Below are 24,772 nucleotides of genomic sequence, written 5' to 3'. Positions count from 1 at the left end.
GACAAACAGTAGATTTAATCGGCCAGCACGGCCTCGCTCTGGGCTATTTCGGCCAGGATGGCGCGCACATCGTCGGGCGCGGGGGCTTCCACCAACTGGGTGCGCCACTGCTTGGCGCCCACCAGACCCTTGAAGTAGTGGGCGTAGTGGCGGCGCATCTCGAAGATGCCCACTTTGGGGCCCTTCCACTCGATGCTTTTCTCGAAATGCATCACGCAGGCCTGCACGCGCTCTTCCAGGGTGGGCGGGGCCAGCTTCTCGCCGGTAGCCAGGTAGTGCTTGATTTCGCGGAAAATCCAGGGGTAGCCAATGCTGGCGCGCCCGATCATGATGCCGTCGACGCCGTAGCGGTTCTTGTACTCCAGGGCCTTTTCGGGCGAGTCGATGTCGCCGTTGCCGAAGATGGGAATCTTGATGCGCGGGTTGTTCTTGATGGCGGCAATCAGGCGCCAGTCGGCCTCGCCCTTGTACATCTGCACGCGGGTGCGGCCGTGAATGGTGAGGGCCTCGATGCCGATGTCCTGCAGGCGCTCGGCCACTTCCTCCACGTTCTTGGTCGTCTCGTCCCAGCCCAGGCGGGTTTTCACCGTCACGGGCAGGTGGGTGGCTTTCACCACGGCCTCGGTCATCTGCACCATCTTGGGAATGTCGCGCAGCAGGGCCGCGCCGGCCCCCTTGCAGGCCACCTGCTTCACGGGACAGCCGTAGTTGATGTCGATCAGGTCGGGGCCGGCCACGGTGCTGATCTTGGCGCACTCAGCCATGGTCTGCACGTCGGAGCCGAACAGCTGAATGCCGATGGGCCGCTCGTAGTCGAACACGTCGAGCTTTTTCTTGCTCTTGGCCGCGTCGCGAATCAGCCCCTCCGACGACACGAACTCGGTGTACATCAGATCGGCGCCGCCCTGCTTGCACACGGCCCGGAACGGCGGGTCCGACACGTCCTCCATGGGAGCGAGCAGCAGGGGAAAATCGGGCAGGGCGAGGTCGCGGATGTAAACCATAGGAGGGGCGCCGCCCCGCCCTCGCTCCGGAAACGGAACGGCGCGGGTTGGCGTATTTTGCGCAAATTTACGACAGGATCAGGGTCATGGAAACTCCGGCATCCGGGAGCCGGGTCACCGGACCACCCGGGCCAGCGCGCTCCGGCCGGCCCTGCCGCTCCCATTGCGGGTAGTCTACAGCGGCCGCCGCCGCTAAGTTCCGCCCATTTCCGCCGAGGCCCCATGACCCCCAGCTCCGCCGCTCCCGCTAAAGACTCCCTGCACCCCTCGCTCTCCCTGCTGCTGTTGCTGGTGCTGGTGCTGGCGGGCGTGTGCTTCAGCTTGTTTCTGACCTGGGTAATCAGCGCCGCGCTCTACGGCATCACCGACCTCAACCAGATGGGCGTGGTACTGGGGGCGCCGCGCAACCACCCCCACGGCTGGGCGCTGCTGATGTGGGCCCAGGGCCTGATGCTGCTGCTGGGCTTTGGCCTGGGCGCCCTGGCCTACGCCCGCCTGCGTCGGCTGCCGGTGGCCGACTACTTTATGCCCCGGCGGCCCCTGCCTTGGTGGTGGCCGCTGCTGGCCATGCTGCTGATTGCGGTGAGCATTCCGGCCCTTTCGGGCCTCATTGCCTGGAACGCCGAGCTGCACCTGCCGGCCTGGCTCTACGAGTTCGAGCGGTGGGCCCGCCTCAAGGAAGACCAGGCCCAGGACCTGACCAACTTCCTCACCCGCTTCACCTCGCCCGGGCGCTTTGCCGTGGCGGTGCTGGTGGTGGCCGTGGTGCCCGCCATTGCCGAGGAGCTGACCTTCCGCGGGGTGGTGCTGCGCCAGTTCACCCGCTGGACGGGCTCGGTGCACTGGGGCGTGTGGCTGTCGGCCATCGTGTTCAGCGCCATTCACTTCCAGTTCTTTGGCTTCGTGCCGCGGGTGGTGCTGGGCGTGCTGCTGGGCTACCTCTTCGCCTGGAGCGGCAACATCCTGGTGCCCATGGCCGCGCACTTTGCCCAGAACTTCCTGCAGCTGCTGCTGCTCTACCTGCAGCAGCGCGGCACCATTCAGTTCGACGCCGACGCCAACGAGGCCCTGCCCTGGTACACCATGCTGTTTTCAGCGGTGCTCACGCTGGGCCTGCTCTACTGGCTGCACCAGCGTCGCCTGACGGCCAGCAGCGCCGTCCCGGCCGAGATGCACACCATTACCGGGCGGGGCGTGGCCGTAGCGGCCCCCGTGGCCGGCGAAGCCCACACCCTCAGCAGCCACGGCGTGGCCGAGGCTCCCGGGCCGCAGCCCCGCGCCTAGCCCCGGCCGGCGCCCAACCCGGCGTTTTTCGCGGCCGTACACCTTTCGTTTCCTAGCTTTCCCCGCTTGACGCCCACCACTCCTTCCCCGGCTCCTTCTCCCGCTGCCCCCGCCGCCAAGCCGGCCATGTCCAACATGTGGCAGCGCATTTTGTCCGGCGTGGTCGGCGCCGTGCTGCTGCTGGGCTCCATCTGGTACAGCGGCTGGACGTTTGCCCTGCTTTTCGGGCTGATTCAGGCCCTGATGCTGCGCGAGTTCTACCGCATGATGAAAGCCATCGGCTACAAGCCGGCGGCCTTCATTGGCATAGGGGCCAGCCTCTTGATTTTCACCACTGCCTACGCCCTAGCGGTCGGCATAAGCAGTGGCCATGCGCGCGTACTGATTCCCGGGTTCGACGCCGCGTTAGGCCGGGCCCTGCACAACAATGCCGAGCGGTACGCCGTCACCTTACTGCCGCTGCTGAGCCGGGTAACGGTTGGCCTGCTGCTGGTCCTGCCGATTATTTTACTGCTGCGCGAAATGTACTGGTGGGCGCGGGCGAAGCGCCCGTTTTCCCCTTTGCCGAATGTAGGAGTGGCTTTGCTGGGGCTGTTCTACGTCACCCTGCCCATGAGCGGCCTCATCGTGCTGGCTTTCACCGACGATGGCTACGATTACCGCCGCATATTCGGACTGCTGTTCATGGTTTGGGCCGCGGATACCGGCGCCTACATTGCCGGCAAGAACTTCGGCCGGCACAAGCTGGCGCCCAGCATCTCACCCGGCAAAACCTGGGAAGGCTGGGTGGGAGGCTGCCTGCTCACCCTCGCGGTGGGCTGGGCCCTGGGCTACCTCATCCCCGAGCTGCCTCTCGCGCACCGCCTGGTGGCGGCGGTAGTGGTAGCCGTGTTCGGCGTGCTGGGGGATCTGGCCGAGTCCATGCTCAAGCGCAGCGTGGATATGAAGGACTCCGGCCGCATCATGCCCGGCCACGGCGGCCTGCTGGATCGGTTCGACGCCTTTCTGTTTGTGGTGCCCGTGCTGGTGGTGCTGCAGCTGCTTTTCGCCTGAGCCGCCGGGCGCCCCGGGCGTCGGTATAGGACTGTTCCGGGAAAACGACCCGGGAGTAGATTCGCTTTCCGTACGGAGTGCGTTCGTTGTGCCTTCGTTCAAAAGAACCGGTTACGGCGAGTTCGGGCCGAATGGGTGAATAGGATAAAACAGTGGTGGGGGCCGGGCTGGCATCAGGTCCTGGCTGGCCGGTGGCGGCGTGCCGGGGCACCCCCGGGGCCTTTTTCTGCGTATGCGGGAAACCCTTTACCTTTGGCCCGCCCTTTTCCGCCCGCCGCTGGCCCCTGGGCCGGGTGCGGGCGGAAACCATTTCTCCCATTTCCCCACTTTCTTACCTCCTCACCCACAGAAGCATGGCTGTCACCACGGTGTATAAAGAGCCGGCCCCCATTGTGGACCGCGAAAATCCCCTCGAATCAATGATGTCGCGCTTCAATATCGCGGCCGACATTCTGGGGCTCGATGAACAGACTTACAACGTGCTCAAAGCCGCTGATAAGCAAGTCATCGTGAGCATTCCCGTCACCATGGACGACGGCAAAGTCCAGGTGTTTGAAGGCTACCGCGTGGTGCACAACACCATTCTGGGCCCTTCGAAAGGCGGCATCCGCTACGACAAAAACGTGCACCTCGACGAGGTGAAGGCGCTGGCCGCGTGGATGACGTGGAAGTGCGCCGTGGTGGACATTCCCTACGGCGGCGCCAAGGGCGGCATCATCTGCGACCCCACCACCATGAGCCCCGGGGAAATCGAGCGCATGACCCGCGCCTACACCCTGGCCATGAAGGACGTGTTCGGCCCCGACCGCGACATTCCGGCTCCCGACATGGGCACCGGTCCCCGCGAAATGGCCTGGCTGATGGACGAATTCTCCAAGACCAACGGCATGACTACCCCGGCCGTGGTAACCGGCAAGCCCCTGGTAATGGGCGGCTCGCTGGGCCGCACCGAGGCCACCGGCCGCGGCGTAATGGTATCGGCGCTGGCCGCCATGAAGAAGCTGGGCATGGACCCCACCAAGGCTACGGCCGCAGTACAGGGCTTCGGCAACGTGGGCTCCTGGGCCGCCAAGCTGCTCAGCGAGCAGGGCGTTACCATCAAGGCCGTCAGCGACGTATCGGGTGCCTACTGGAACGAAAACGGCATCAACGTGGACGAGGCCATTGCCTACAAGAACGCCCACAACGGCCGCCTCGACGGCTACACCGGTGCCCAGCTCATGGATAACGCCGATGACCTGCTGCTGGCCGACGTGGACGTGCTGGTTCCCGCCGCCGTCGAAGACGTCATCACCGAGCACAACGCCGACCGCATCAAGGCCAAGCTCATCGTGGAAGGTGCCAACGGCCCCACCTCGGCCTCGGCCGACTCCATCATCAACGAGAAGGGCATCATGGTGGTGCCCGATATCCTGGCCAACTCGGGCGGCGTAACCGTATCCTACTTCGAGTGGGTGCAGAACAAGCAGGGCTTTAAGTGGACCGAGCAGATGGTGACCGAGCGCGCCGACCGCATCATGAACGATGCCTTCGAGAAAGTGTACGCCACCAGCCAGAAATACAACATTCCGATGCGCATCGCCGCCTACGTGGTAGCCATCGACAAAGTGGCGCAGACCTACAAGTTCCGCGGCGCTTACTAAGCTAGTACCAGGGCGAAGCCAAACTTCGCACTACTTTCGGCGGCGGCGCTGGCACGGCGCCGCTGCTTCTGCCCGAATACGGCCCATCCGCGGCGCCTTTGGCCGCTGGATGGGCCGTTTCGGAACCCGGCTGGCCTGCCAGGCTTTTACCGAGACCGTGCCCCTTGCTGCATCCGTATGAAAATCCACAAAGAAGGTCGCCGTATCCTGTTTTTCACCGCACTGGCCCTGTTGGCGGTCAACCTGCTGCTGCAGCGCTACAACGCGCGGGCCGAGGGCTTCAACACTGTGTTTGCGGTGATTTCGGTGGTGGCCTTTCTGCTGCTGCTGCAATTCTTTCGCAGTCCCTTCCGCAACCTGCTCACCCACGAAGACCTGGTCATTGCCCCGGCCGACGGCAAGGTGGTGGTGATTGAGGACGTGCACGAGCCCGAGTACTTCGACGACGTGCGCAAGCAGATCAGCGTGTTCATGTCGCCCATCAACGTGCACATCACCCGCAACCCGGTGTCGGGCATCGTGAAGTACTTCCGCTACCACCCGGGCAAGTACCTGGTGGCCTGGCACCCCAAGAGCAGCACCAAGAACGAGCGCACCACGGTGGTGGTGGAGTCAGAAGCCGGGCCGCAGGTGCTGTTCCGGCAGATTGCCGGCGCCATGGCCCGCCGCATCGTGTGGTACGTGAACGAGGGCGACGAAGTCAGCCAGGGCGAGGAGTTCGGCTTCATCAAGTTCGGCTCGCGCGTCGACATCTTCGTGCCTGTTGACACCGAAATGAAGGTGCAGATTGGCGACAAGGTAAAGGGCGGCCAGACCGTTATTGCCCAGCTCAAGACCACCAACCCCAGTATTTTCTAGATCTAAACGGCTGAGCTTCAAAACAAAACGCCGGCCCGGCTGCAATAGCGCAGCCGGGCCGGCGTTTTGTTTATTCACCTTCTCGCCTGGTCCCATGGAAATCGTCCGTTTCGAGCTGGAGCTCCAGTACATGCAGTGGCTGCACGCCCAGCTCTCTACTCCGGCCTTCGGGCAGTGGGTGAGCCAGCGCCCCGCCCTGGCCCGGCTGCTGCCGGCCGCCGACTACCACACCCTGCAGGCGGTCGACTACGCGGAAGGCCACGGCGCCCTGGCTTTGCAGGAAACGCTGGCCCCGCACCTCGACCTGCCCCGGCTGGGCAAGCGGGCTTTGGTGCAGCTGCTGCTGGGCGTGCTGGCTCGCGACGAAGCCTACGGCCACCACCTGGCCGAGTGCCAGCACCTGGTGCGCCGGGGCTACACCTTTCTGCGCGCCTTAACCGACTTTTCGCCCCATTCCGTCCCGGCCGATACGGAAGCGGAGCGGCAAGGCGTCAAAGCCGGGGCGCTAGAGCTACTCAACGCCCTGAACGACGCGCTGCTGCTGCCGCTGGGAGTGGTGGATGAGCGGGGTCAGCTGCTCTGGCACCGAGCCAAGGCCTTGCAGCCCGAGCCGGCTTTGGCGCTGGCTTAAAACCAGCGGGCCATCAGCCGGGCCAGTTCCTCGAGGTACTGCTGGTCGGTTTCGTCGAAGTCGTCGAGCTGGTCGCTGTCCACGTCGAGCACCATCACCACCGTGCCCTCCTTGAGCACCGGCACCACGATTTCCGACCGGGAGGCGCTGCTGCAGGCAATGTGGCCGGGAAACTGCTCCACGTCGGGTACCAGCAGGGTGCGCGCTTCGGCCCAGGAGCTGCCGCACACGCCCTTGCCGCGGCGGATGCGGGTGCAGGCCACCGGGCCCTGGAAGGGACCCAGCACCAGCTCGTCGTTTTTCACCAGGTAGGCGCCCACCCAGAAAAAGTTGAAGGCTTCGCGCAGGGCAGCCATGGTGTTGGCCAGGTTGGCCACCAGATCGGTTTCGCCGGTGGTCAGGGCCTCAATCTGGGGCAGCAGGGCCTGGTATTGCTGGGCTTTGGAAAGCGTACGGTCGATGAGCAGGTCTTCAGCCATTGGGCTCAGGGTAACAGGTGAAAAGTGACAGGTAACAAGTCAGCAACAAAAATAGCCCGCGAAGGTGCAACGCCGGCCCTAGGTGCCAGTACCATCCTGTCACCTGTCACCTGTCACCTGTCACCTGTCACCTGTCACCTGTCACCTGTCACCTGTCCCCCCTTAATAAAAGACGAACAGCTCGTCGGGGCCGATGTCGCGCCGCTCGCGCAGGCCGGTCAAACTCAGGGGCGGGGCCACCACGCCGCCGGCGCCGATGCGCACGTGGCGGCTGCGCAGCACCCGGATTTCGTCCCACAAACCCGCGAGCAGCAGCTGGCCGTGCAGGGCCGGACCGCCTTCCACCAATACCGACTGCACCTGCCGGGCGTTCAGATCGTCGAGGATGCCGGGCAGCAGGTCGGTGGCGGGGGGCAAGGTCACGAAAGTGCGGTTGGCGGCGTCCTCGCCCCGGCCGTGGGTGTAGATGACGGTGGGCTGGCTGCCGTCGAGCAGGTGATGGGACGCTGGCAGCGTCAGGTTGCGGTCGATGACCAGGCGCAGGGGGTTAGGGCCAGGCCACTCGCGCACGTTCAGCTGGGGATTGTCGTTGAGGGCCGTGCGCGTGCCCACCATAATGGCCTGCTCCTCGGTGCGCCAGCGGTGCACCAGCATTTTGGCCGTAGGGCCGCTGATGGCCACCGGCCGCCCTTCGGGACCGGCCACGAAGCCGTCGGCCGACTCGGCCCACTTCAGGATGAAGTAGGGGCGCTGCCGCTCCTGCACGGTGAAGAAGCGGCGGTTCAGCCAGCGGCCCTCGGCTTCGAGCAGGCCGGTGCGCACCTGCACGCCGGCCTCGCGCAGCTTCTGCAGGCCCCGCCCGGCCACCAGCGGGTTGGGGTCGAGGTTGCACACCACCACGTCGCGCACGCCGCGGGCAATGAGCAAATCGGCGCAGGGCGGAGTTTTGCCGTGGTGCGAGCAGGGCTCCAGCGTCACGTACACCCGGCACTGGCCCAGGTCGACTCCGGTGGGCACCGCGCCCAGGGCGTTTACCTCGGCGTGCGGGCCGCCGAACTGCCGGTGCCAGCCTTCGCCCACGATGCGGCCGTTGGTATCGGCCACCACGCAGCCCACCAGCGGGTTGGGGCGGGCGTGGCCGGTGCCCAGCAGCGCCAGATCAAGGGCCCGGCGCATCAGCAGGGTGTCGGTGGGGGAGAAGTCGAGTGCGGAGTCAGCCATAGCAGGCAAAGTAAGCCGGTATCGGGATTTTGCCGCCGACGTTGGGTGCGACTTTGGCCCCAAACCAGTCCCACAAGGCTGGTACGCACGGTAAGACAGTTCCTGAGCAGTCCCGAAGCACTGGTGCAGTGCGCATGAGCCCTCCGGGACCTATTCCGCAACGGCCGGCTGGGGTGCCGCGGCTTGGGCGGGGGCCGCCCAGGCCCGACCTTTGCCGGGCTATGACGATTCGCCAGCTTACCGACCACCTCAGCCAGCAACTACAAACCCTGTACCCGGCACCTGAAGCCGCCAGCGTGGCCGCGCTGGTGGTGGAGCACCTGCTCGGGCTCGATGCCCTGCAGCGCCGCGTGCGCGCCGCCGAGCCGGTGCCCGCCGCGGTGCAGGCCCGGGCCGAAGAACTGCTGCCGCGCCTGCTGCGCCACGAGCCGGTGCAGTACGTGCTGGGCGTGGCCCACTTCGCCGGGGTGGCGCTGGAAGTAACCCCGGCCACCCTCATTCCGCGCCCCGAAACCGAGGAGCTGGTCGAGCTGATTGCCCGTGAGCAGGCCGGCCGCCGCGGGCTGCGCGTGCTCGATGTGGGCACCGGCTCGGGTTGCATTCCGCTGGCCCTGGCCCGCCTGCTCCCCCAAAGCCAAGTGTGGGGGCTCGACGTATCGACCGAGGCGCTGGCCGTAGCCGGGCGCAACGGCCAGCGCCACGCCCCGCAAGTACAGTGGCTACGGGCCGATATTCTGGCTCAGGACCCGCCCGGCCTGGCCCCGGCTAGCCTCGACGTGCTGGTGAGCAATCCGCCCTACGTGCGCGAGCAGGAGCGGGCCCTGATGCGGGCCAACGTACTGGACTTCGAGCCGCCCACGGCTCTGTTTGTGCCCAACGCCGACCCGCTGCTATTCTACCGCCGGCTGGCCGAGCTGGGCACTTGGCTGCTGAAGCCCGGCGGCGCCATCTACTTCGAAATCAACGAGGCGCTGCCCACCGAAACGGCGGGCCTGCTGGCGGTCCGCGGCTACCGGCAGGTGCAGGCCCTGCCCGACCTGACGGGCCGGCCGCGCATGGTGCGGGCCGACTGGCCGGGCTAGCGCGTGGTATTTTGGCCGGACCGGGTATGCGTGAAAAGGCCTACCTTTGCCCGGCTAAAACCATCCCCTTCACCCTCCCTGCATGCCCGATTCAGCAGCTGATTTTTACGCCCACCCCACGGCCATCCTCGACGAGGGCTGCCGCATCGGGGCCGGCACGCGCATCTGGCATTTCTGCCACGTCAGCGCCGGGGCCGAGCTGGGCGAGGGCTGCAGCCTGGGCCAGAACGTGTTTGTGGCCGACGGCGTGCGCCTGGGCCACAACGTGAAGGTGCAGAACAACGTGAGCCTGTACACCGGCGTAGAATGCGCCGACGACGTGTTTCTGGGCCCGTCGGTGGTGTTCACCAACGTGCGCAACCCCCGCGCCGCCGTGCCGCGCCGCCACGAGTATCAGGCCACCAAGCTGGCCCGGGGCGTGACGGTGGGGGCCAACACCACCATCGTGTGCGGCGTGAAGCTGGGCGAATATGCCTTCGTGGGCGCCGGCTCGGTGGTCACGAAGGACGTGCCGGCCTACGCCTTGGTGTACGGCAACCCGGCCAAGCGCCGCGGGTGGATGAGCCGCCTGGGTCACCGCCTGCAGTTCGACGCCAAGGGCTACGCTGCCTGCCCCGAAAGCAGCGAGGTGTACTGCCTTACTTCGCAGAGCCAACTCATTTGTATTACTCCCGCCCCAAACGCGTAACGACCTCCCCGTGTACGAGCAGTTATTAAACAAAGAGGCCAAGCTGGCCGTCATCGGCCTCGGCTACGTGGGCCTGCCCATCGCCCTGGAGTTTGCCCGCCACCTGAGCGTCATCGGGTTCGATATCAACGCCCAGCGCGTAGACATGATGCGCAACCGCCAGGACCCCAGCGGTGAGCTGGAGCCCGAAGCCTTCGACGGCTGCGACATCGTTTTCACCGATTCGCTGGAAGTGCTGCGCGAGGCCCGCTTCTTTATCGTGGCCGTGCCCACGCCCATCGACGAGCACGCCATGCCCGACCTGAAGCCGCTCATCGGCGCTTCGACCTCGGTGGGCAAGGTGCTCAAGGCCGGCGACTACGTGGTCTACGAATCGACCGTGTACCCGGGCTGCACCGAGGACGACTGCATTCCGATTCTGGAGCGCGAGTCGGGCCTCAAGTTCCCCTCCGACTTCAAAGTAGGCTACTCGCCCGAGCGCATCAACCCCGGCGACAAAGAGCACACCCTGGCGCGCATCGTGAAGGTAGTGTCGGGCTGCGACGAAGAGTCGCTGGACGTCATTGCCAAGGTCTACGAGCTGGTGGTAACCGCCGGCGTGCACCGGGCCTCGTCGATTAAGGTAGCCGAGGCCGCCAAGATCATCGAGAACACCCAGCGCGACGTGAACATCGCCCTGATGAACGAGCTGTCGATGATTTTCGACCGCATGCACATCAACACCTTCGAGGTGCTGGAAGCCGCCGGCACCAAGTGGAACTTCCTCAAGTTCTCGCCCGGCCTGGTGGGCGGCCACTGCATCGGCGTCGACCCCTACTACCTGACCTACAAGGCCAAGGAGCTGGGCTACGACGCCAAGGTTATCCTCTCGGGCCGCACCACCAACGACGGCATGGGGGCCTACATCGCGCGCAAAACCGTGCAGATGATGATCAAGCAGGGCAAGGACGTGGCCAAGGCGCACGTGCTGGTGATGGGCGCCACCTTCAAGGAAAACGTGGAGGACATCCGCAACTCCAAGGTAGCCGACGTGATTCAGGAGCTGCGCAACTTCTCGGTGAACGTGGACATTGTGGACCCGCACGCCGACAGCGACGAGCTGCACCACGAGTACGGCTTCCGCCTCACGCCCGAGGCCGAGCTGCGCACCGACTACGACGCCGTGGTGGTGGCCGTGAGCCACAAGCCCTACACGGAGCATGACGAGGCGTACTTCAAATCCATCACCTCGCCCGGCGCCGTGATTGTGGACGTGAAAGGCATGTTCCGCAACAAGATGACCGAACTGCAGTACTGGAGCCTGTAGTCTTTAGGGCTTAGGTCTTAGGGTTTAGGTGCCGGGTAGCCGGATGCTTAAGGCCTAAGACCTAAAGCCCTATTACCTAAGTCCCTAAAACCTGACAATGAAAAAGATACTCGTCACGGGTGGCGCGGGCTACATTGGTTCGCACACGGTGGTAGCGCTGCACGCCGAGGGCTTCCAGCCGGTTATCGTCGACGATTTTTCCAACTCCTCGGAGTCGGTGCTGGGCGGGCTGCGGGCCATTGTGGGCACCGACGTGCCGGTGCACCGCATCGACTGCAACGACAAGGCCGCCTTTCGCCAGGTGTTTGAGCGTGAGGGCGACATTGCGGGCGTGATTCACTTCGCCGCCTTCAAGGCCGTGGGCGAGTCGGTGCAGAAGCCGCTGGCCTACTTCCGCAACAACGTGGGCTCTCTGCTGGTGCTGCTGGAGCTGATGCAGGAGTTCAAGGTCTGGAACCTGGTTTTCTCGTCGTCGTGCACCGTGTACGGCGTGCCCGACCAGCTGCCCGTAACCGAAGAGACACCCACCAAGCCCGCCAGTTCGCCCTACGGCCGCACCAAGCAGATGGGCGAGGACATCCTGCGCGACGTGGACCAGGCCCCGGGTAACCAGTTCAAGACGGTGCTGCTGCGCTACTTCAACCCCATTGGCGCCCATCCTTCGGGCCTGATTGGCGAGTTGCCGCTGGGCGTGCCGCAGAACCTGGTGCCCTACATCACCCAGACGGCCGCCGGCATCCGCGAGAAGCTCACCATCAACGGCGACACCTACGACACGCCCGACGGCACCAACGTGCGCGACTACCTGTACGTGGGCGACCTGGCCCAGGCGCACGTGGTGGCCATCAAGCGCCTGCTCACGCTGACCTGGCCCGTGGTGGAAACCTACAACGTGGGCACCGGCCGCGGCAACAGCGTACTGGAAGTGGTAAAAGCCTTTGAGAAAGCCACCGGCCAGGCGCTCAACTACAGCATCGGTCCGCCCCGCAGCGGCGACGTGCCGGCCATCTACGCCGACGTAACCCGCTCGGCCGAGCAGCTGGGCTTCCGCACCTCCACCAGCCTCGAAGACGCGCTGGCCTCGGCCTGGCGCTGGCAGCAAAATTTGTCCAATGAGTGAATGAGCGAAGTATCTGACCGATAATCACTCATTCACTCATTGGCCTATTCACTCATCGACTATGAAAATCATCATCACCGGCGGGGCGGGGTTCATTGGGTCGCACGTGGTGCGCCTGTTCGTGACCAAGTACCCCGAGTACCAGATTCTGAACCTGGACGCGCTGACCTACGCGGGCAACCTGGAAAACCTGCGCGACATCGAGCAGGCGCCTAATTACCGCTTCGTGAAGGGCGACATCACCGACCAGGCCTTCGTCGACCATTTGTTCGCTACCGAGGAGCCCGACGCGGTGATTCACCTCGCGGCCGAGTCGCACGTGGACCGCTCGATTACCGACCCGCTGGCTTTCGTGAAAACCAACGTGCTGGGCACGGTGCACCTACTCAACGCGGCCCGCAACCTGTGGCAGCCGCTGGGCTACGCGGGCAAGACCTTTTACCACGTGAGCACCGACGAGGTGTATGGCTCGCTGGAAATGGGTCCCGAGCTGTTTACCGAAACCACGGCCTATGACCCCCGCTCGCCCTACTCGGCGTCGAAGGCGTCGTCGGACCACTTCGTGCGGGCCTGGCACCACACCTACCACCTGCCGGTGAAGCTCTCGAACTGCTCCAACAACTACGGCCCCAACCACTTCCCCGAGAAGCTCATCCCGCTGGCCCTGCACCGCATTCAGCAGCGGGAGCCGATTCCGGTATACGGCCGGGGCGAGAACGTGCGCGACTGGCTGTTCGTGAAAGACCACGCCACGGCCATCGACGCGGTGTTTCACCGGGGCCGGGTGGGCGAGACCTACAACATCGGCGGGGTAAACGAGTGGAAGAACCTCGACCTGATTCACCTGCTCTGCGACGTGATGGACGAGAAAACCGGCCAGCCCCAGGGCAGCTCGCGCCAGCTCATCAAGTTCGTCACCGACCGCGCCGGCCACGACCTGCGCTACGCCATCGACTCCAGCAAGATCATGCAGGAGCTGGGCTGGAAACCCTCGGTAACCTTCGAGCAGGGCCTGCGCCAGACCATCGACTGGTACCTGGAAAACCAGCAGTGGCTGAACCGCGTTACCAGCGGCCAGTACCAGGACTACTACCGCCAGCAGTACGCCGCGCGATAATGTGAGAAATGTGGACAGTGTGGCAAAGGTGATGAATAAGGCAGTTCAATGACGCCTACTTCCATTTGCCACACTTCGCACATTCAACACATTTTTCACATTCAACAAGAACATGTACGAAACTCCCTTTCACGAGCAGCCGCTCGATAACCTGACCTTCCTCGTCACCGGCGGGGCCGGCTTCATCGGTTCCAACATCGTCGAGTACCTGCTCAAGTACGGGGTGAAGAAGGTGCGCACCTTCGACAACTACTCCAACGGCTTCCGCAAGAACCTGCGTTTGTTCGAAGGTCACCCGGCCCTGGAAATCATCGACGGCGACATCCGCGACCCGCAGGCCTGCCGCGCGGCCTGCGAGGGCGTCGACGTGGTGCTGCACCAGGCCGCTCTGGGCTCGGTGCCGCGCTCCATCAACGACCCCATCACGAGCAACGACGTGAACGTGGGCGGCTTCGTGAACATGCTGGTGGCCGCCAAGGATGCCGGCGTGAAGCGCTTCGTGTACGCGGCCAGCAGCAGCACCTACGGCGACTCGCCCCACCTGCCCAAAATCGAGGACCGCATTGGCAAGCCCCTGTCGCCCTACGCCGTGACCAAGTACGCCAACGAGCTGTACGCCGACGTGTTTGGCAAAACCTACGGCATGGAAATCATCGGGCTGCGCTACTTCAACATCTTCGGCCCGCGCCAGGACCCGAACGGTGCCTACGCCGCGGTTATTCCCTTGTTCATCGACGCGGTATTGCAGGGCAAGCCCCCGCGCATCAACGGCGACGGGGGGCAGACGCGCGACTTTACCTTCGTGGAAAACTGCGTGCAGGCCAACATCCGCGCCGGCTTGGTGCAGAACCCCGAGGCCGTGAACCAGGTCTACAACATCGCCGTGGCCGACCGCACCTCCCTGAACGATCTGTTCAACATCCTCAAGGAAGAAGCCGGCGTCGACATCACCCCCGAGTACGGCCCCAACCGCGCCGGCGACATCCGCGACTCGCTGGCCGACATCAGCAAGGCCGAGCGCCTGCTGGGCTACCAGCCGCAGGTGCGCATCCGCGAGGGCCTGCAGAAAACCCTGGCATGGTTCCGCGAAAACCAGGAGTTTATTGGTATTAGGAATTAGGTAGTGGGTAGTAAGACTTACCGCATGGTTTCCTGATGCATGACTACCGGAAGCTGCGCGTGTGGCAGGATGCGGTTGAGCTGGCGGTGGAAGTGTATCGGCTCACCCGCACGTTTCCACCGGAAGAGAAGTTCAACCTGGTAAGCCAGATGAACCGGGCTGCCGTATCAGTGGGCTCCAACATCGGCGAAGGAGCCGGGCGCGCTACCAACGGCGAGTTCGTGCAGTTTCTGGGCTACGCCAGCGGTTCCTGCTCCGAACTCATCACGCAGGTCGTAATTGCCGACCGATTAGCTTTGGGTTCACCCGATTTGCGCATGGTTGTGCTCCAGCGGACTACTGCGGTTCAGAAAATGATTTTCACCCTCATGAAGACTCTTCGGTAGCAGGATACAGATCCTATTACCTACTACCAATTACCCACTACCAACCATGAAAGGCATTATTCTGGCCGGCGGCTCCGGCACCCGGCTGCACCCGCTCACGCTGGCCGTCAGCAAGCAGCTCATGCCGGTGTACGACAAGCCGATGATTTACTATCCGCTGTCGATTCTGATGATGGCGGGTATCCGCGAGATTCTCATCATCACCACGCCCCACGACCAGGAGCCGTTTCAGCGTTTGCTGGGCGACGGCAAAAACCTGGGCTGCGACTTTCAGTACGCCGTGCAGGAGGTGCCCAACGGGCTGGCCCAGGCCTTCGTCATCGGCGAAAAGTTTATCGGCGACGACAAGGTGGCCCTGGTGCTGGGCGACAACATCTTCTACGGCGCAGGCATGGAGCAGCTGCTCAAGCAAAACAGCGAGCTGGAGGGCGGGGTGGTCTTTGCCTACCACGTGCAGGACCCCGAGCGCTACGGCGTGGTGGAGTTCGACGCCAACCAGCAGGCCCTGAGCATCGAGGAGAAGCCCGCCAAACCCAAGAGCAACTACGCCGTGCCGGGCCTGTACTTCTACGACAACGAAGTGGTGGCCATTGCCAAGGCCCTCAAGCCCTCGGCCCGCGGCGAGTACGAAATCACCGACGTCAACCAGGAGTACCTGCGCCGGGGCAAGCTCAAGGTGGGCATCCTGGGCCGGGGCACCGCCTGGCTCGACACGGGCACTTTCGAAAGCCTGATGCAGGCCGGCGAGTTCGTGCGCGTCATTGAACAGCGCCAGGGCCTGAAGGTGGGCTCCATCGAGGAAGTGGCCTACCGCCAGGGCTTCATCGATGCCGACCAGCTGCGCCGCCTGGCCGAGCCTTTGCAGAAGAGCGGCTACGGCAACTACCTGATGCACCTGCCCGAAAGCTTGCTGGTGCGCACCTAAGCCCCCGCCCCGGGCCGGCTGCGGTTGCCGGTACCTTTCACCCGGCACGATAGCACGTCTTGTTTCAAACGACAGGACGAGTGGCCGAAGACATTACTATGTCACGAGGAAAAGACTGCGGTCTTTTGCCCAAAAGACTGCAGTCTTTTCGGTGAAAGACCGCAGTCTTTTCCCCCAGACGATAGGATGTGTTGCCGAAGACGTCCCGTCGTTTCAGGTGAAGCGTTGGTGTGTTCAGCCAGATATGCACGGTCATGCTGCCCGGAATAACCCATCAGGCCGGCCTGAGCGACCCAGCCGGGTGCGCCGAATGAGCCGGCCCGGCTGTTCGGCCGGCCGTACCCCCTCCTAGGGGCGCTGACGGAATGGAGGTGTTGTGCCTACTCGTCGAGGCGGCACAACTCGGCCGCCTGCATGGCCTGGCCGAAGAGCTTGCCGGGGCGGAAACGCACGCGCACCTCGTGGATGTGGGCGGGGGTGAATTCGGGCGCGGTGGCGGCCCCGGCGCCCTGCAGGGTGGTCTGGAACGAGCCGAACTCGCCGAAGCGCACGATGCGGCCGGCGGCCAGCTCGCGGGGTACCGTCTGGAAGAAGGCTTCGAGCACGGCCAGCACGTCGACGGTGCTCAGGGTAGAGGTGCGGCTGATGCGTTCGGCCAGGTCGCGCACCGTGGTTTCGCCGGTGCTTTTGGCCTGCGCGTACAGCTGCTTGTCGGCGGGGGCGGCGCCGGGCTGGCCACGCTTCACGAGAATATAGGTAATGGGCATCGAGTAAGAGCGTTAGAGTACGCTCACAAGATAGCGGGCCGGGGAGAGAAACGCCGGCCCGCGAGCGGCTTTATGCCCCGGCCCTGGACAGCCACCGATAGGTCGTTGGGGCATCAACCCGCCGGGGGCGGGCCCTCAGCGCAGCAGCGCGCCGGCGGCCAGGGCCCCGAGGATGAGCAGGTAGGAGGGCACCTTGTCCCAGAGCAGAATCAGGAAGGTGGCCACCACCAGCGTGAGGTTGGTGGTGGTGTCGGGCAGGGGGTGATAGAGCAGAAAGGTGGCCGCGCACACCAGCCCGGCCGACACGGCGTTGATGCCCTCGAGCGAGGCCTTGATGACGCGGTACTGCTTAAGCTGGTCCCAGAAGCGAATCAGGAAGAAGATGAGCAGGGTACCGGGCATGAAGATGCCGGCCGCCCCCACCAGCGCGCCCAGCAGCTGCCCGCCCGGCCCGTACTCGCGCATGGCCAGCGCGCCCACGTAGGCGGCAAACGAGAAGTTGGGGCCCGGCAGGGCCTGCGTCAGCCCGTAGCCGGAGAGGAACTCCGGCCCGGTGAGGTAGCCCTTGAAGTCCACGAACTCGGCGTAGAACAGCGGGGCCAGCACCTGTCCGCCGCCAAACACCAGGCTGCCGTTGCGGTAAAAGTTCTCGAACAAACGTACCGGCAGCAGGCGGGTGTAGTGGCCCAGCACGGCCGCCGCCACCAGCACCCCCAGCCAGAGCACGAAGTTGGCCCACTCAATCTGCAGCGGCTGCTTATCCTTTACCAGCGGCATCTTGCGGTAGCGAAAGGTGGTAACCAGCCCGCCGGCCAGCAGCAGCAGCGGCAGCGCCCAGGGCAGCTGGAAGAAGTAAGCCGTCCAGGCCGATACCACGAGCAGGGCCACCGACGTCTTGGTGTGAATGACCTTCTCGGCAATCTTGTAGGCCGAATACGCCACGAAGCCCACGGCCACCGGCTGCACGAAGCGCACCACCTGGGCCACCTGCTCTTTATCGAGGTAGCTCATGCTCAGTCCGGCCGCCGTCATGATCAGCACCGAGGGCAGCATCCACACCAGCAGGGTGAGGTAGGCCAAGTTGGGCCCGCCCAGGCGGAAGCCCACCGCCGTAATGGTTTGGGTGGAGGTAGGGCCGGGCAGCACTTGGCACAGCGCGCCCAGCTCCAGCAGCTCGGCGGCGCTCAGGTAGCGGCGCTTGTCCACCAGCAGGCGCAGCATCATGGCCGTGTGCGCCTGCGGGCCGCCAAAGGCTGTCAGCCCCAGGGCCGCCACGTCTTTCAGGAAGATGAGGCCGCGCACCCGGCGGGTACGGTCGCCGCGCGGGGGCGGGGCCAGCTGAACCGGCGGTGCTTCGGTTTCCAAAAACTCCTGCAAGGGTAGGGCGGTGGGGGATGGTAAGTAAAGAAGCACAATCCCGTCGAAACGGCAAGCTCGCGCCGGGCTTTGGGGCCGATATAATCGGCGGATTCTCACCGGCTTCAGCTCGCCCGCGGACGAATGAAAGCGCGGTGGGGCCGGGCCAAAAAAAGTGCTGCCACAACCGCAGGGGTCGTGGCAGCACGGCAGTCAACCGGGGACCGGCAGCCGGCGGGGTTGCGCCCCCCCGGGCCGGGCGGTTTACATCGTCGACTTTTTCTTCAGACCCAGCTCAATCAACCGCTCGTTGAGGAACTCGCCGGCGGTGATGTCGGCCTCCTTCTTGGGGTTGTCGGGCGTCACGCAATGCTCCAGGGCCGCCAGGCTCATTTCCGAGCGCGGGTGCATGAAGAACGGAATGCTGTAGCGCGAGGTGTTCATTTTCTCGCGGGCCGGGTTCACCACGCGGTGAATGGTGCTCTTGAGCACGCCGTTGGTCAGGCGCTGCAGCATGTCGCCCACGTTCACCACAATCTGGTCGGGCAGGGCCGTGATGGGAATCCACTTCCCATCGCGGCGCTTCACCTGCAGGCCATCGGCCGAGGCGCCCATGAGCAGGGTAATGAGGTTGATGTCGCCGTGCTCGGCGGCGCGCACGGCGTCGGCCGGTACCGCATCGGGGTTTTCGATGGGGTAGTAGTGAATGGGGCGCAGGATAGAGTTGCCGTTGCGCACCTTATCGTCGAAGTAGTTCTCGGGCAGGTGCAGGTACAGGGCAATGGCGCGCAGCACGTCTTTGCCGGCGGCTTCCAGCGTGCGGTAAGTCTGCAGGGCGGTTTCGCGGAACGAGGGAATCTCCTTGGGGAAGATGTTGTCGGGGTAATCGTTCTTGATGGGGTCGTTTTGGTCGTCGACCTCCTGGCCCACGTGGAAGAACTCCTTCAGGTCGCCGGTGTTGCGGCCCTTGGCGTGCTCCTTGCCCTTGCTGATGTAGCCGCGCTGGCCCGCGAGCTCGGGGTTCTCGTACTGCTGCTTTACCTCGTCGGGCAGGCTGAAAAAGGCCTGCACGTCCTGGTACAGTTTGCTGGTCTGCTCGTCGTTCAGACCGTGGTTCTTCAGCGCTACGAAACCGATGCTTTGGTAAGCTTCGCCCAGGTCCTGCACGAACTTGGCCTTGCGCTGCGGGTCGCCCGAGCGGAAGTCCGCGAGGTCGAGCGACGGAATTTCGTCCAACAATTTTTCGCTCATAGCGAATTCAAAATATACTTTTGGGGAAACCTTACGTACTGCGGCAAGGTACTCAAAAAATCATTTTTGTGCAGCGCACCGCTTTTTGCTGCATTGTTCCTCCTTCACCGAAGTCCCATGAAACAAGCCTTTTGGCTGCTGAGCGCCCTCGTGCTCGGCCTTTCCGCCTGCGACACCACCCGCCAGCAAGCCGACACCGCCACCGCCACCGCCGAGCAAGTTCGCGCTACGGCAGCGTCGGCCACTATGGAGAAGAACGGCATCCGGCTCACGCCGTTCACCGATTCGCCGAAATTCCCTTCGGCCGGCCTACGCCTAAACACGCCCGCCGCCAACTCCACCGTGCCCAGCGGAACCGTGGCCTTCGACTACGACCTGACCAACTTCCAGCTCACGAAGATGACCGGGCACCAGCACGGCGAGGAAATGGCCAACTCGGCCCAGGGTCAGCACATTCACAACATCGTGGACAACGAGCCCTACACGGCGCACTACACCACCGAGTTTACCAAGCCCCTGGCCGATGGCCAGCACGTGGTGCTGTCGTTTCTCTCACGCTCCTACCACGAGAGCCTGAAGCACCGCACTGCCTACGACCTGCGGGTAGTGAACGTGGGCAAGGTAACCACGCCGCTGAACGCCGACCTCTCGGCCCCGCACATGTTCTACAGCCGCCCCAAGGGCGAGTACACCGGCAAGGACGCCCAGAAGGTGATGCTGGACTTTTACCTGGTAAACACCACCCTCTCGCCCGACGGCAACAAGGTGCGCGCCACTATCAACGGCACCGAGTTCATGCTCGACCAGTGGGCTCCCTACATAATGGAAGGCCTGCCGATGGGCGCGAACACGGTGAAGCTGGAGCTGGTTGATGCCAACGGCAACGCCGTACCCGGGCCCTTCAACTCCGTTACCCGCACCTTCACGCTGGCCCAGTAAGCTGGTAGTGCCCGCAATCAACGGCTGGCCCGACGCGCGCCCGGTTTCCCGCTTGGGAAGCCGGGCGCGGTTGCGTTAAGATTGGTTTACAGCCAGCAACTATCGCGGGCGAAACAGGCTGCAAGCGGTGAGCAGGCGCTGGTGTGAGGGCTTAAAAGTAACGGTAGCCACTGCGGCGGGCGCGGCGTACCTGCCATTCCAGCAGCAGCTCGAAGTAAGGCAGCAGACGGCTCTGGCGTTGCCGGAGTTCATCGGCGGTGTAGCTTGTGCCCACGAAGGTGCCCTGGCCGGCGTGGTAGCGGTAGCGGTTTTCGAGGCTTTGCAGCCAGAAGCTGCCGCTGAGCGTGAAAGCGCCCGCCCGTCGCTCATAGGCCAGCTCGGGGCCGTGCTGGCGGGTGAGGGTGCGCAGAAAAATCAGGCTGGCAGGGCCGGCGGCCTCGGGCACCAGCGCAGCCCGATTGTGGGCCCGCTGCTCCAAAAAACGGTAGCCGGCGCGCAGACTGCTGTGGCTGCGCGCCGACTGCCAGCCGCGGCGCACCCCGGCGCTCAAATCGTGCAGGATGGTGGTGTCGAGCGGACTTTCGCGGAACTCGGGCCAGCGCAGCAGGCCAATGCGGTTCTCGCGGCGCTGGTAGTCGGCCGTCAGCAGCCAGTTGGGCGTAACCTGGTAGCCCAGGTGCTGTTCCATCTCCAGCACCCGACTGGCGCGGTTGCGGCTGGCCTCGCTGGCCCGGTCGCGCACCTGGTAGCTCACCCACAGGTGGTAGCTGGCCCGCCAGCTGAAGCGGCCCGGCGCCCAGCTGAAGCCCGGCTCCCAGTGCAGCAGGCGGTCGGTGTAGTTTTCGGCGCTTTGCTCGGCCTTAATGAACACGAACTGCCGGTATTCGCCCCACAAGGCCAGTGAAGTGCGAAAAGTGGGGTGCCAGGTAGCGGTCCAACTCAGGCGCAGCTGGTTGCTGGCTTCGTCGCGGTCCTGCGCGTTGGCCTCACTGGGCGTGTCGACCCGCAGCAGTTGAGCAGTGGTACTCACCCCCAGCGCCTGCTGGGGCGTGGGCAGCCAGGTCAGCTCGCCCTGCCAGAGCGTGGTTTTCTCCACGATGTCCTTGATCTGCTCGCGCTCCAGGGCGGTGCGCAGCCGGACCGGGGAAAGCAGGCGGTTGTTGTCGAGGCCGTAGGTGCGGGCCCGCTCGTGGTAGCCGAACACCCCCCGCGCCTGCAGGCGGTTGTGGGTGAAAGACACTTGCTGACGGGTATCGACCTCGTACTGCTGATAGCCCACGTTCTGCAGGGTGTCGGCCGCGGCGCTTAGGCGGCGGTAGCGAAACTGCCGGGTGGGCAGTAGGGCGGTGTTGTCGGAGCGGAAGGCCGCCTGACTACCCAATTGGTAGCTCCAGGTCAGTTGGGCCGCGGCCGTGTCGCTCTGAATGCGCTGCACGTTGCCCGGCTGCCGGTCGGGGCCCAGCACGTAGTCTTCGGCCCGGTTGCGGCGGTAGCCCAGGCGCAGGGCGGCGGTGGCGTTTTCGTCGAGCTGCTGCTCGTACCAGGCATCGGCTACGGCCCGCTCCCAGGTGCGCGGGCCCAGCTGGGTGCGGGTGCCGCTGAGCTGCACGCTCACCGGCTCGGGCCGGCCCGGCAGCGGGCGGAACACCGCCGTGAGGGCCGCTCCGTAGCTGGGACCCAGGTCCTGCAGGCCGTTACGCAGATCATGGGTGAGGCCGCCAAGCAGCACGGCCTGCACGGTGGAGGCGGTATCGGTGGGGTGGTGGGGTCGCAGACGGTGCTGCCAGCCCAGGCGTCCCAGCCAGGTGACGGTGCGGATGCCGTTGGCGCGGTTGTAGTCGTAGCGCACCTGCTGCCCGCCGTGCCAGAAGCGGCCTAGCCGCAGGATGTGCAGCAGGTCGCCGCGGTAGTCTTCGCGCACGAAGGGCGGCCGGCCGCGGCTGTCGTACACCCACTCGGAGAGCAGCCGGTAGCGCAGTTGCTGGCGACTGCCCAGGGTGAGGCCCCCGTAGGCCGCGCTCTGTTGGGTAAAGGTGCTCACGCCCACCCGGCGGGCCCGCACGCTCAGCCCCAGCAGCGTGTCGGAGTGAGCCAGCGAGAGGGAGGCCCCCGCCGGCTGTCCCACGATATCCTGCCCCACGGCGCGGCCGACCGGCAGCAAGCAGCTACCGGCGGCAGGAATAAAAAGCAGGCGGGCAAGGCGGCCCATGCGGCAGGAAGGAAATAGGCGCGAAGCTACCCAAAGTAGGCAATTTGGCCCCCGGCCGCAAGTGAAAGGCCGCTGGACGTAACATACTTATGTGATGATTTTGCCTGCTTCCGGACGTACTTTTAGCCTTGGCTTTCGAAGTCGTTCGAAACTTCCTGTTACTTAAGGACGTCTTGGGAGCGAACCTCGTCAATGGTTCACGGCCTTGATGTCTACCTACCCACCGTTCAACAGCATGCAGAAACTACTTCTATCATTGGGAATGACCGTGGGGATAGTGGGGGGAATATGCAGCAGCGCCCGGGCCCAGCACGCCGTGTGGGCCTCCAAAGTCGTAGAGGTGTCGTCGCAAAAGGCCGAGGGCAAGGAGCCGTTTTCACCGGAGAAAGTGTTGGGTGAGCCCAACGCGCTGCCGCTGGGCCAGATCAGCAACGACGCCTGGATTCCAAAAAAGGAAGGCGCCAAGGAGTTTATCGAGGTGAAGTTTGCCAAGTCGGTGGTGGCCCGGCAGGTGACGGTGGTCGAGAACTTCAACCCCGGCTCCATCATCCGCATCGAGTTGGTGGACACCCGCGGGCAAAAGCACCAGGTGTACGAGAACGATACGCCGGGCCCGATTCCGGAAATCTTCCGCACCCTGCAGGTCACTTTCAGCCCCGGCACCTACCGCACCATCGGGGTGGTGGTGACGATGAACACGGCCAAGGTCAACGGCGTCAACCAGATCGACGCCATCGGCGTGGCCGACGTGACCGACGTGATGGTGAAAAAGGATTTCCGCACCCAGCCCGCCTCCAGCGAAGCCGGCGCCGTGGCCTTCGACTCGTCGATGGTGAACCTGGGGCCGAACGTGAACACCAAGTTTACCGAGGTGCGCCCGGTAATTGCGCCCGACGGCCGCACGCTGTTCTTTGCCCGCCAGTACGCCCCGGGCAACGCCGGCGGCGCCAAGGACGGGCAGGACGTGTGGTACTCGACGCTGGCCAACCCCAAAACCAAAGCCTGGCACCCGGCCAAAAACCTGGGCGGACCGGTGAACACCCCCGGGCCGAATGGTCTGGCCTCGGTTTCGGCCGATGGCAGCTCGGCCTTGCTCATCAACGTGTACAACCCCGACGGCTCGCTCGACCCCAAGGGCGCCAGCATCACGCGGCGCACCAAAACGGGCTGGAGCCAGCCGCAGAAGCTCAACATCCAGGACTTCTACAACGACGACCCCGAAAACGTCGACTTCTTTCTGACGACCTCGGGCAAGCAGCTGCTGATGGCCGTGGAGCGCAAGGACAGCAAGGGCCAGCAGGATCTGTACGTGAGCCTGCGCCAGCCCGATGGTTCGTGGAGCCGCCCGCTGAACCTGGGCGGCAACATCAACACCAAGAAGGCCGAGTTTGCCCCCTTCCTGGCTTCCGACGGCAAGACGCTGTACTTTGGCTCGGACGGGCACACGGGCTACGGCAAGAGCGACATTTTCTACGCCAAGCGCCTCGACGACTCCTGGACCAACTGGACCAAGCCGCGTAACCTGGGCCCGAGCATCAACTCGCCGGCCGACGATGCCTACTTCACCCTCTCGGCCGCCGGCGACGACGCTTACCTAGTGTCGGACCGCAACGGCACCGACGGCTCGCGCGACATCTTCCGCATTGCTCTCACGCCCAAGAACAAGCCCGAAGTGGTGGCCCTGGTGCGCGGCCGCGTGCTCGATGCCGTGACCAAGAAGCCCGTAACGGCCACCGTGCGCTACGAAAACCTGATTACCGGCGAGGAAGTGGGCGTGGTGGAAACCAACCCCGCTGACGGTTCCTACACCATTGTGCTGCCTGTGGGTGCCCACTACGGCTACCGCGCCGACGCCACCGGCTACCTCTCGGAAGACCAGAACCTGGATATTACCGACCGCCGCACCTACTCCGAGGAAACCCAGGATTTGTACCTGATTCCGTTCGAGGTGGGCCAGAAAATCAAGCTCAACAACATCTTCTTCCAACAGAGCCGCTACTTCCTGCGCGAAAACTCCTATCCCGAGCTGGGCCGCTTGGTGAACATCATGAAAAACTACCCGCAGGTGGAAATTCGCCTGGAAGGCCACACCGACAACCAAGGCGACCCGGCCCTGAACATGAAGCTCTCGGTTGACCGCGTGAACGAGGTGAAGAAGTACCTGGTGAGCAAGGGCGTAGCCGGCAGCCGCATTACGGTGGAAGGCTTCGGCGACACCAAGCCCATTGCCAGCAACGAGCAGGAGGAAACCCGCCGCCTCAACCGCCGCGTCGAGTTCGTGATTACCAAGAAGTAATGTGGGGAAATGAGCTGCGCTACGCGCTAATGTGCTG

At 64.4% G+C, this 24,772-nt stretch carries 22 protein-coding genes; 15 read left to right on the top strand and 7 right to left on the bottom strand.

Translation table 11 applies throughout. The features are described 5' to 3' along the window. Positions 1-14: 14 nt before the first annotated feature. Entirely contained in the window at positions 15-1,004 is a 990-nt protein-coding gene (gene dusB / locus ACE191_RS12980; protein WP_400192660.1) for a tRNA dihydrouridine synthase DusB, read from the bottom strand. Between the two features lie 222 nt (positions 1,005-1,226). Between dusB and ACE191_RS12975 the strand changes: the two genes are divergently transcribed. The 5 genes from ACE191_RS12975 (at position 1,227) to ACE191_RS12955 (ending at position 6,473) form a co-directional block, all read left to right on the top strand. Further along, complete coding sequence (locus tag ACE191_RS12975; protein ID WP_400192659.1) at positions 1,227-2,288, top strand: lysostaphin resistance A-like protein; 1,062 nt, start codon at positions 1,227-1,229, stop codon at positions 2,286-2,288. A 66-nt stretch (positions 2,289-2,354) separates the two neighbouring features. Continuing rightward, the gene (locus ACE191_RS12970; RefSeq protein WP_400192658.1) at positions 2,355-3,341 is read left to right on the top strand and encodes a phosphatidate cytidylyltransferase; all 987 of its coding nucleotides are present in this window, start codon (positions 2,355-2,357) and stop codon (positions 3,339-3,341) included. Between the two features lie 353 nt (positions 3,342-3,694). Further along, positions 3,695-4,984, top strand: a complete 1,290-nt coding sequence (locus ACE191_RS12965; RefSeq protein ID WP_400192657.1) for a Glu/Leu/Phe/Val dehydrogenase — start codon at positions 3,695-3,697, stop codon at positions 4,982-4,984. 177 nt (positions 4,985-5,161) lie between these two features. Beyond that, entirely contained in the window at positions 5,162-5,842 is a 681-nt protein-coding gene (locus ACE191_RS12960; RefSeq protein WP_400192656.1) for a phosphatidylserine decarboxylase family protein, read from the top strand. Positions 5,843-5,936: 94 nt separating this feature from the next. Continuing rightward, on the top strand, positions 5,937-6,473 hold the full coding sequence (locus ACE191_RS12955; RefSeq protein ID WP_400192655.1) for a hypothetical protein: 537 nt from the start codon (positions 5,937-5,939) through the stop codon (positions 6,471-6,473). Here the strand turns inward: ACE191_RS12955 and ACE191_RS12950 are convergent. Together ACE191_RS12950 and ribD are read right to left on the bottom strand one after the other, a co-directional pair. Next, entirely contained in the window at positions 6,470-6,952 is a 483-nt protein-coding gene (locus ACE191_RS12950; protein WP_400192654.1) for a GAF domain-containing protein, read from the bottom strand. The two genes, ACE191_RS12955 and ACE191_RS12950, sit on opposite strands and share 4 nt — an antisense overlap. 162 nt (positions 6,953-7,114) lie before the next feature. Further along, on the bottom strand, positions 7,115-8,173 hold the full coding sequence (gene ribD, locus ACE191_RS12945; protein WP_400192653.1) for a bifunctional diaminohydroxyphosphoribosylaminopyrimidine deaminase/5-amino-6-(5-phosphoribosylamino)uracil reductase RibD: 1,059 nt from the start codon (positions 8,171-8,173) through the stop codon (positions 7,115-7,117). Positions 8,174-8,394: 221 nt separating this feature from the next. On the opposite strand from ribD, the gene prmC reads away from it, so the two are divergent. The 8 genes from prmC to rfbA all read left to right on the top strand — a co-directional run bounded on the left by prmC (position 8,395) and on the right by rfbA (position 15,917). Continuing rightward, on the top strand, positions 8,395-9,255 hold the full coding sequence (gene prmC / locus ACE191_RS12940) for a peptide chain release factor N(5)-glutamine methyltransferase (RefSeq protein WP_400192652.1): 861 nt from the start codon (positions 8,395-8,397) through the stop codon (positions 9,253-9,255). A gap of 82 nt (positions 9,256-9,337) precedes the next feature. Beyond that, the gene (locus ACE191_RS12935) at positions 9,338-9,943 is read left to right on the top strand and encodes an acyltransferase (RefSeq protein ID WP_400192651.1); all 606 of its coding nucleotides are present in this window, start codon (positions 9,338-9,340) and stop codon (positions 9,941-9,943) included. Between the two features lie 10 nt (positions 9,944-9,953). After that, the gene (locus ACE191_RS12930; RefSeq protein WP_400192650.1) at positions 9,954-11,249 is read left to right on the top strand and encodes a nucleotide sugar dehydrogenase; all 1,296 of its coding nucleotides are present in this window, start codon (positions 9,954-9,956) and stop codon (positions 11,247-11,249) included. Between the two features lie 97 nt (positions 11,250-11,346). Then, positions 11,347-12,369: a UDP-glucose 4-epimerase GalE gene (gene galE / locus ACE191_RS12925; RefSeq protein ID WP_400192649.1), complete on the top strand. Its 1,023-nt coding sequence runs from the start codon at positions 11,347-11,349 to the stop codon at positions 12,367-12,369. A gap of 61 nt (positions 12,370-12,430) precedes the next feature. Continuing rightward, positions 12,431-13,486 carry a dTDP-glucose 4,6-dehydratase gene (rfbB, locus tag ACE191_RS12920; protein ID WP_400192648.1) on the top strand — a complete coding sequence of 352 codons (1,056 nt, stop codon included), beginning with the start codon at positions 12,431-12,433 and terminating at the stop codon, positions 13,484-13,486. A 112-nt stretch (positions 13,487-13,598) separates the two neighbouring features. After that, positions 13,599-14,606 carry an SDR family oxidoreductase gene (locus ACE191_RS12915; protein ID WP_400192647.1) on the top strand — a complete coding sequence of 336 codons (1,008 nt, stop codon included), beginning with the start codon at positions 13,599-13,601 and terminating at the stop codon, positions 14,604-14,606. Between the two features lie 35 nt (positions 14,607-14,641). Then, entirely contained in the window at positions 14,642-14,992 is a 351-nt protein-coding gene (locus tag ACE191_RS12910; protein ID WP_400192646.1) for a four helix bundle protein, read from the top strand. Positions 14,993-15,038: 46 nt separating this feature from the next. Beyond that, positions 15,039-15,917: a glucose-1-phosphate thymidylyltransferase RfbA gene (rfbA, locus tag ACE191_RS12905; RefSeq protein ID WP_400192645.1), complete on the top strand. Its 879-nt coding sequence runs from the start codon at positions 15,039-15,041 to the stop codon at positions 15,915-15,917. 380 nt (positions 15,918-16,297) lie between these two features. Here the strand turns inward: rfbA and ACE191_RS12900 are convergent, their stop codons facing one another. The 3 genes from ACE191_RS12900 to ACE191_RS12890 all read right to left on the bottom strand — a co-directional run bounded on the left by ACE191_RS12900 (position 16,298) and on the right by ACE191_RS12890 (position 19,291). Then, positions 16,298-16,684 carry an HU family DNA-binding protein gene (locus ACE191_RS12900; RefSeq protein WP_400192644.1) on the bottom strand — a complete coding sequence of 129 codons (387 nt, stop codon included), beginning with the start codon at positions 16,682-16,684 and terminating at the stop codon, positions 16,298-16,300. 135 nt (positions 16,685-16,819) lie between these two features. Continuing rightward, on the bottom strand, positions 16,820-18,022 hold the full coding sequence (gene chrA, locus ACE191_RS12895; RefSeq protein WP_400193412.1) for a chromate efflux transporter: 1,203 nt from the start codon (positions 18,020-18,022) through the stop codon (positions 16,820-16,822). A 282-nt stretch (positions 18,023-18,304) separates the two neighbouring features. Beyond that, the gene (locus tag ACE191_RS12890) at positions 18,305-19,291 is read right to left on the bottom strand and encodes an isopenicillin N synthase family dioxygenase (RefSeq protein ID WP_400192643.1); all 987 of its coding nucleotides are present in this window, start codon (positions 19,289-19,291) and stop codon (positions 18,305-18,307) included. 117 nt (positions 19,292-19,408) lie between these two features. Here ACE191_RS12890 and ACE191_RS12885 point away from each other — a divergent pair, with 117 nt between their 5' ends. Further along, positions 19,409-20,230 carry a hypothetical protein gene (locus ACE191_RS12885; RefSeq protein ID WP_400192642.1) on the top strand — a complete coding sequence of 274 codons (822 nt, stop codon included), beginning with the start codon at positions 19,409-19,411 and terminating at the stop codon, positions 20,228-20,230. Positions 20,231-20,381: 151 nt separating this feature from the next. Here ACE191_RS12885 and ACE191_RS12880 read toward each other — a convergent pair whose 3' ends face one another. Continuing rightward, complete coding sequence (locus ACE191_RS12880; protein ID WP_400192641.1) at positions 20,382-22,439, bottom strand: hypothetical protein; 2,058 nt, start codon at positions 22,437-22,439, stop codon at positions 20,382-20,384. A 235-nt stretch (positions 22,440-22,674) separates the two neighbouring features. Here ACE191_RS12880 and ACE191_RS12875 point away from each other — a divergent pair, with 235 nt between their 5' ends. Next, positions 22,675-24,735 (top strand): OmpA family protein, encoded by a 2,061-nt coding sequence (locus ACE191_RS12875; RefSeq protein WP_400192640.1) that lies wholly within the window; start codon positions 22,675-22,677, stop codon positions 24,733-24,735. The last annotated feature ends 37 nt before the right edge of the window (positions 24,736-24,772 follow it).

This window comes from Hymenobacter sp. B81, from assembly GCF_044628455.1.
Taxonomy (GTDB): domain Bacteria; phylum Bacteroidota; class Bacteroidia; order Cytophagales; family Hymenobacteraceae; genus Solirubrum.
This window is presented reverse-complemented; position numbering and strand designations above follow the sequence as displayed.

What these genes read in the sequence shown, in the direction of transcription:
- dusB (WP_400192660.1), bottom strand. Translation starts at nt 1,004, where the DNA reads ATGGTTTACATCCGCGACCTCGCCCTGCCCGATTTTCCCCTGCTGCTC.
- ACE191_RS12975 (WP_400192659.1), top strand. Translation starts at nt 1,227, where the DNA reads ATGACCCCCAGCTCCGCCGCTCCCGCTAAAGACTCCCTGCACCCCTCG.
- ACE191_RS12965 (WP_400192657.1), top strand. Translation starts at nt 3,695, where the DNA reads ATGGCTGTCACCACGGTGTATAAAGAGCCGGCCCCCATTGTGGACCGC.
- ACE191_RS12960 (WP_400192656.1), top strand. Translation starts at nt 5,162, where the DNA reads ATGAAAATCCACAAAGAAGGTCGCCGTATCCTGTTTTTCACCGCACTG.
- ACE191_RS12955 (WP_400192655.1), top strand. Translation starts at nt 5,937, where the DNA reads ATGGAAATCGTCCGTTTCGAGCTGGAGCTCCAGTACATGCAGTGGCTG.
- ACE191_RS12950 (WP_400192654.1), bottom strand. Translation starts at nt 6,952, where the DNA reads ATGGCTGAAGACCTGCTCATCGACCGTACGCTTTCCAAAGCCCAGCAA.
- ribD (WP_400192653.1), bottom strand. Translation starts at nt 8,173, where the DNA reads ATGGCTGACTCCGCACTCGACTTCTCCCCCACCGACACCCTGCTGATG.
- prmC (WP_400192652.1), top strand. Translation starts at nt 8,395, where the DNA reads ATGACGATTCGCCAGCTTACCGACCACCTCAGCCAGCAACTACAAACC.
- ACE191_RS12935 (WP_400192651.1), top strand. Translation starts at nt 9,338, where the DNA reads ATGCCCGATTCAGCAGCTGATTTTTACGCCCACCCCACGGCCATCCTC.
- galE (WP_400192649.1), top strand. Translation starts at nt 11,347, where the DNA reads ATGAAAAAGATACTCGTCACGGGTGGCGCGGGCTACATTGGTTCGCAC.
- rfbB (WP_400192648.1), top strand. Translation starts at nt 12,431, where the DNA reads ATGAAAATCATCATCACCGGCGGGGCGGGGTTCATTGGGTCGCACGTG.
- ACE191_RS12915 (WP_400192647.1), top strand. Translation starts at nt 13,599, where the DNA reads ATGTACGAAACTCCCTTTCACGAGCAGCCGCTCGATAACCTGACCTTC.
- ACE191_RS12910 (WP_400192646.1), top strand. Translation starts at nt 14,642, where the DNA reads ATGCATGACTACCGGAAGCTGCGCGTGTGGCAGGATGCGGTTGAGCTG.
- rfbA (WP_400192645.1), top strand. Translation starts at nt 15,039, where the DNA reads ATGAAAGGCATTATTCTGGCCGGCGGCTCCGGCACCCGGCTGCACCCG.
- ACE191_RS12900 (WP_400192644.1), bottom strand. Translation starts at nt 16,684, where the DNA reads ATGCCCATTACCTATATTCTCGTGAAGCGTGGCCAGCCCGGCGCCGCC.
- ACE191_RS12890 (WP_400192643.1), bottom strand. Translation starts at nt 19,291, where the DNA reads ATGAGCGAAAAATTGTTGGACGAAATTCCGTCGCTCGACCTCGCGGAC.
- ACE191_RS12885 (WP_400192642.1), top strand. Translation starts at nt 19,409, where the DNA reads ATGAAACAAGCCTTTTGGCTGCTGAGCGCCCTCGTGCTCGGCCTTTCC.
- ACE191_RS12880 (WP_400192641.1), bottom strand. Translation starts at nt 22,439, where the DNA reads ATGGGCCGCCTTGCCCGCCTGCTTTTTATTCCTGCCGCCGGTAGCTGC.
- ACE191_RS12875 (WP_400192640.1), top strand. Translation starts at nt 22,675, where the DNA reads ATGCAGAAACTACTTCTATCATTGGGAATGACCGTGGGGATAGTGGGG.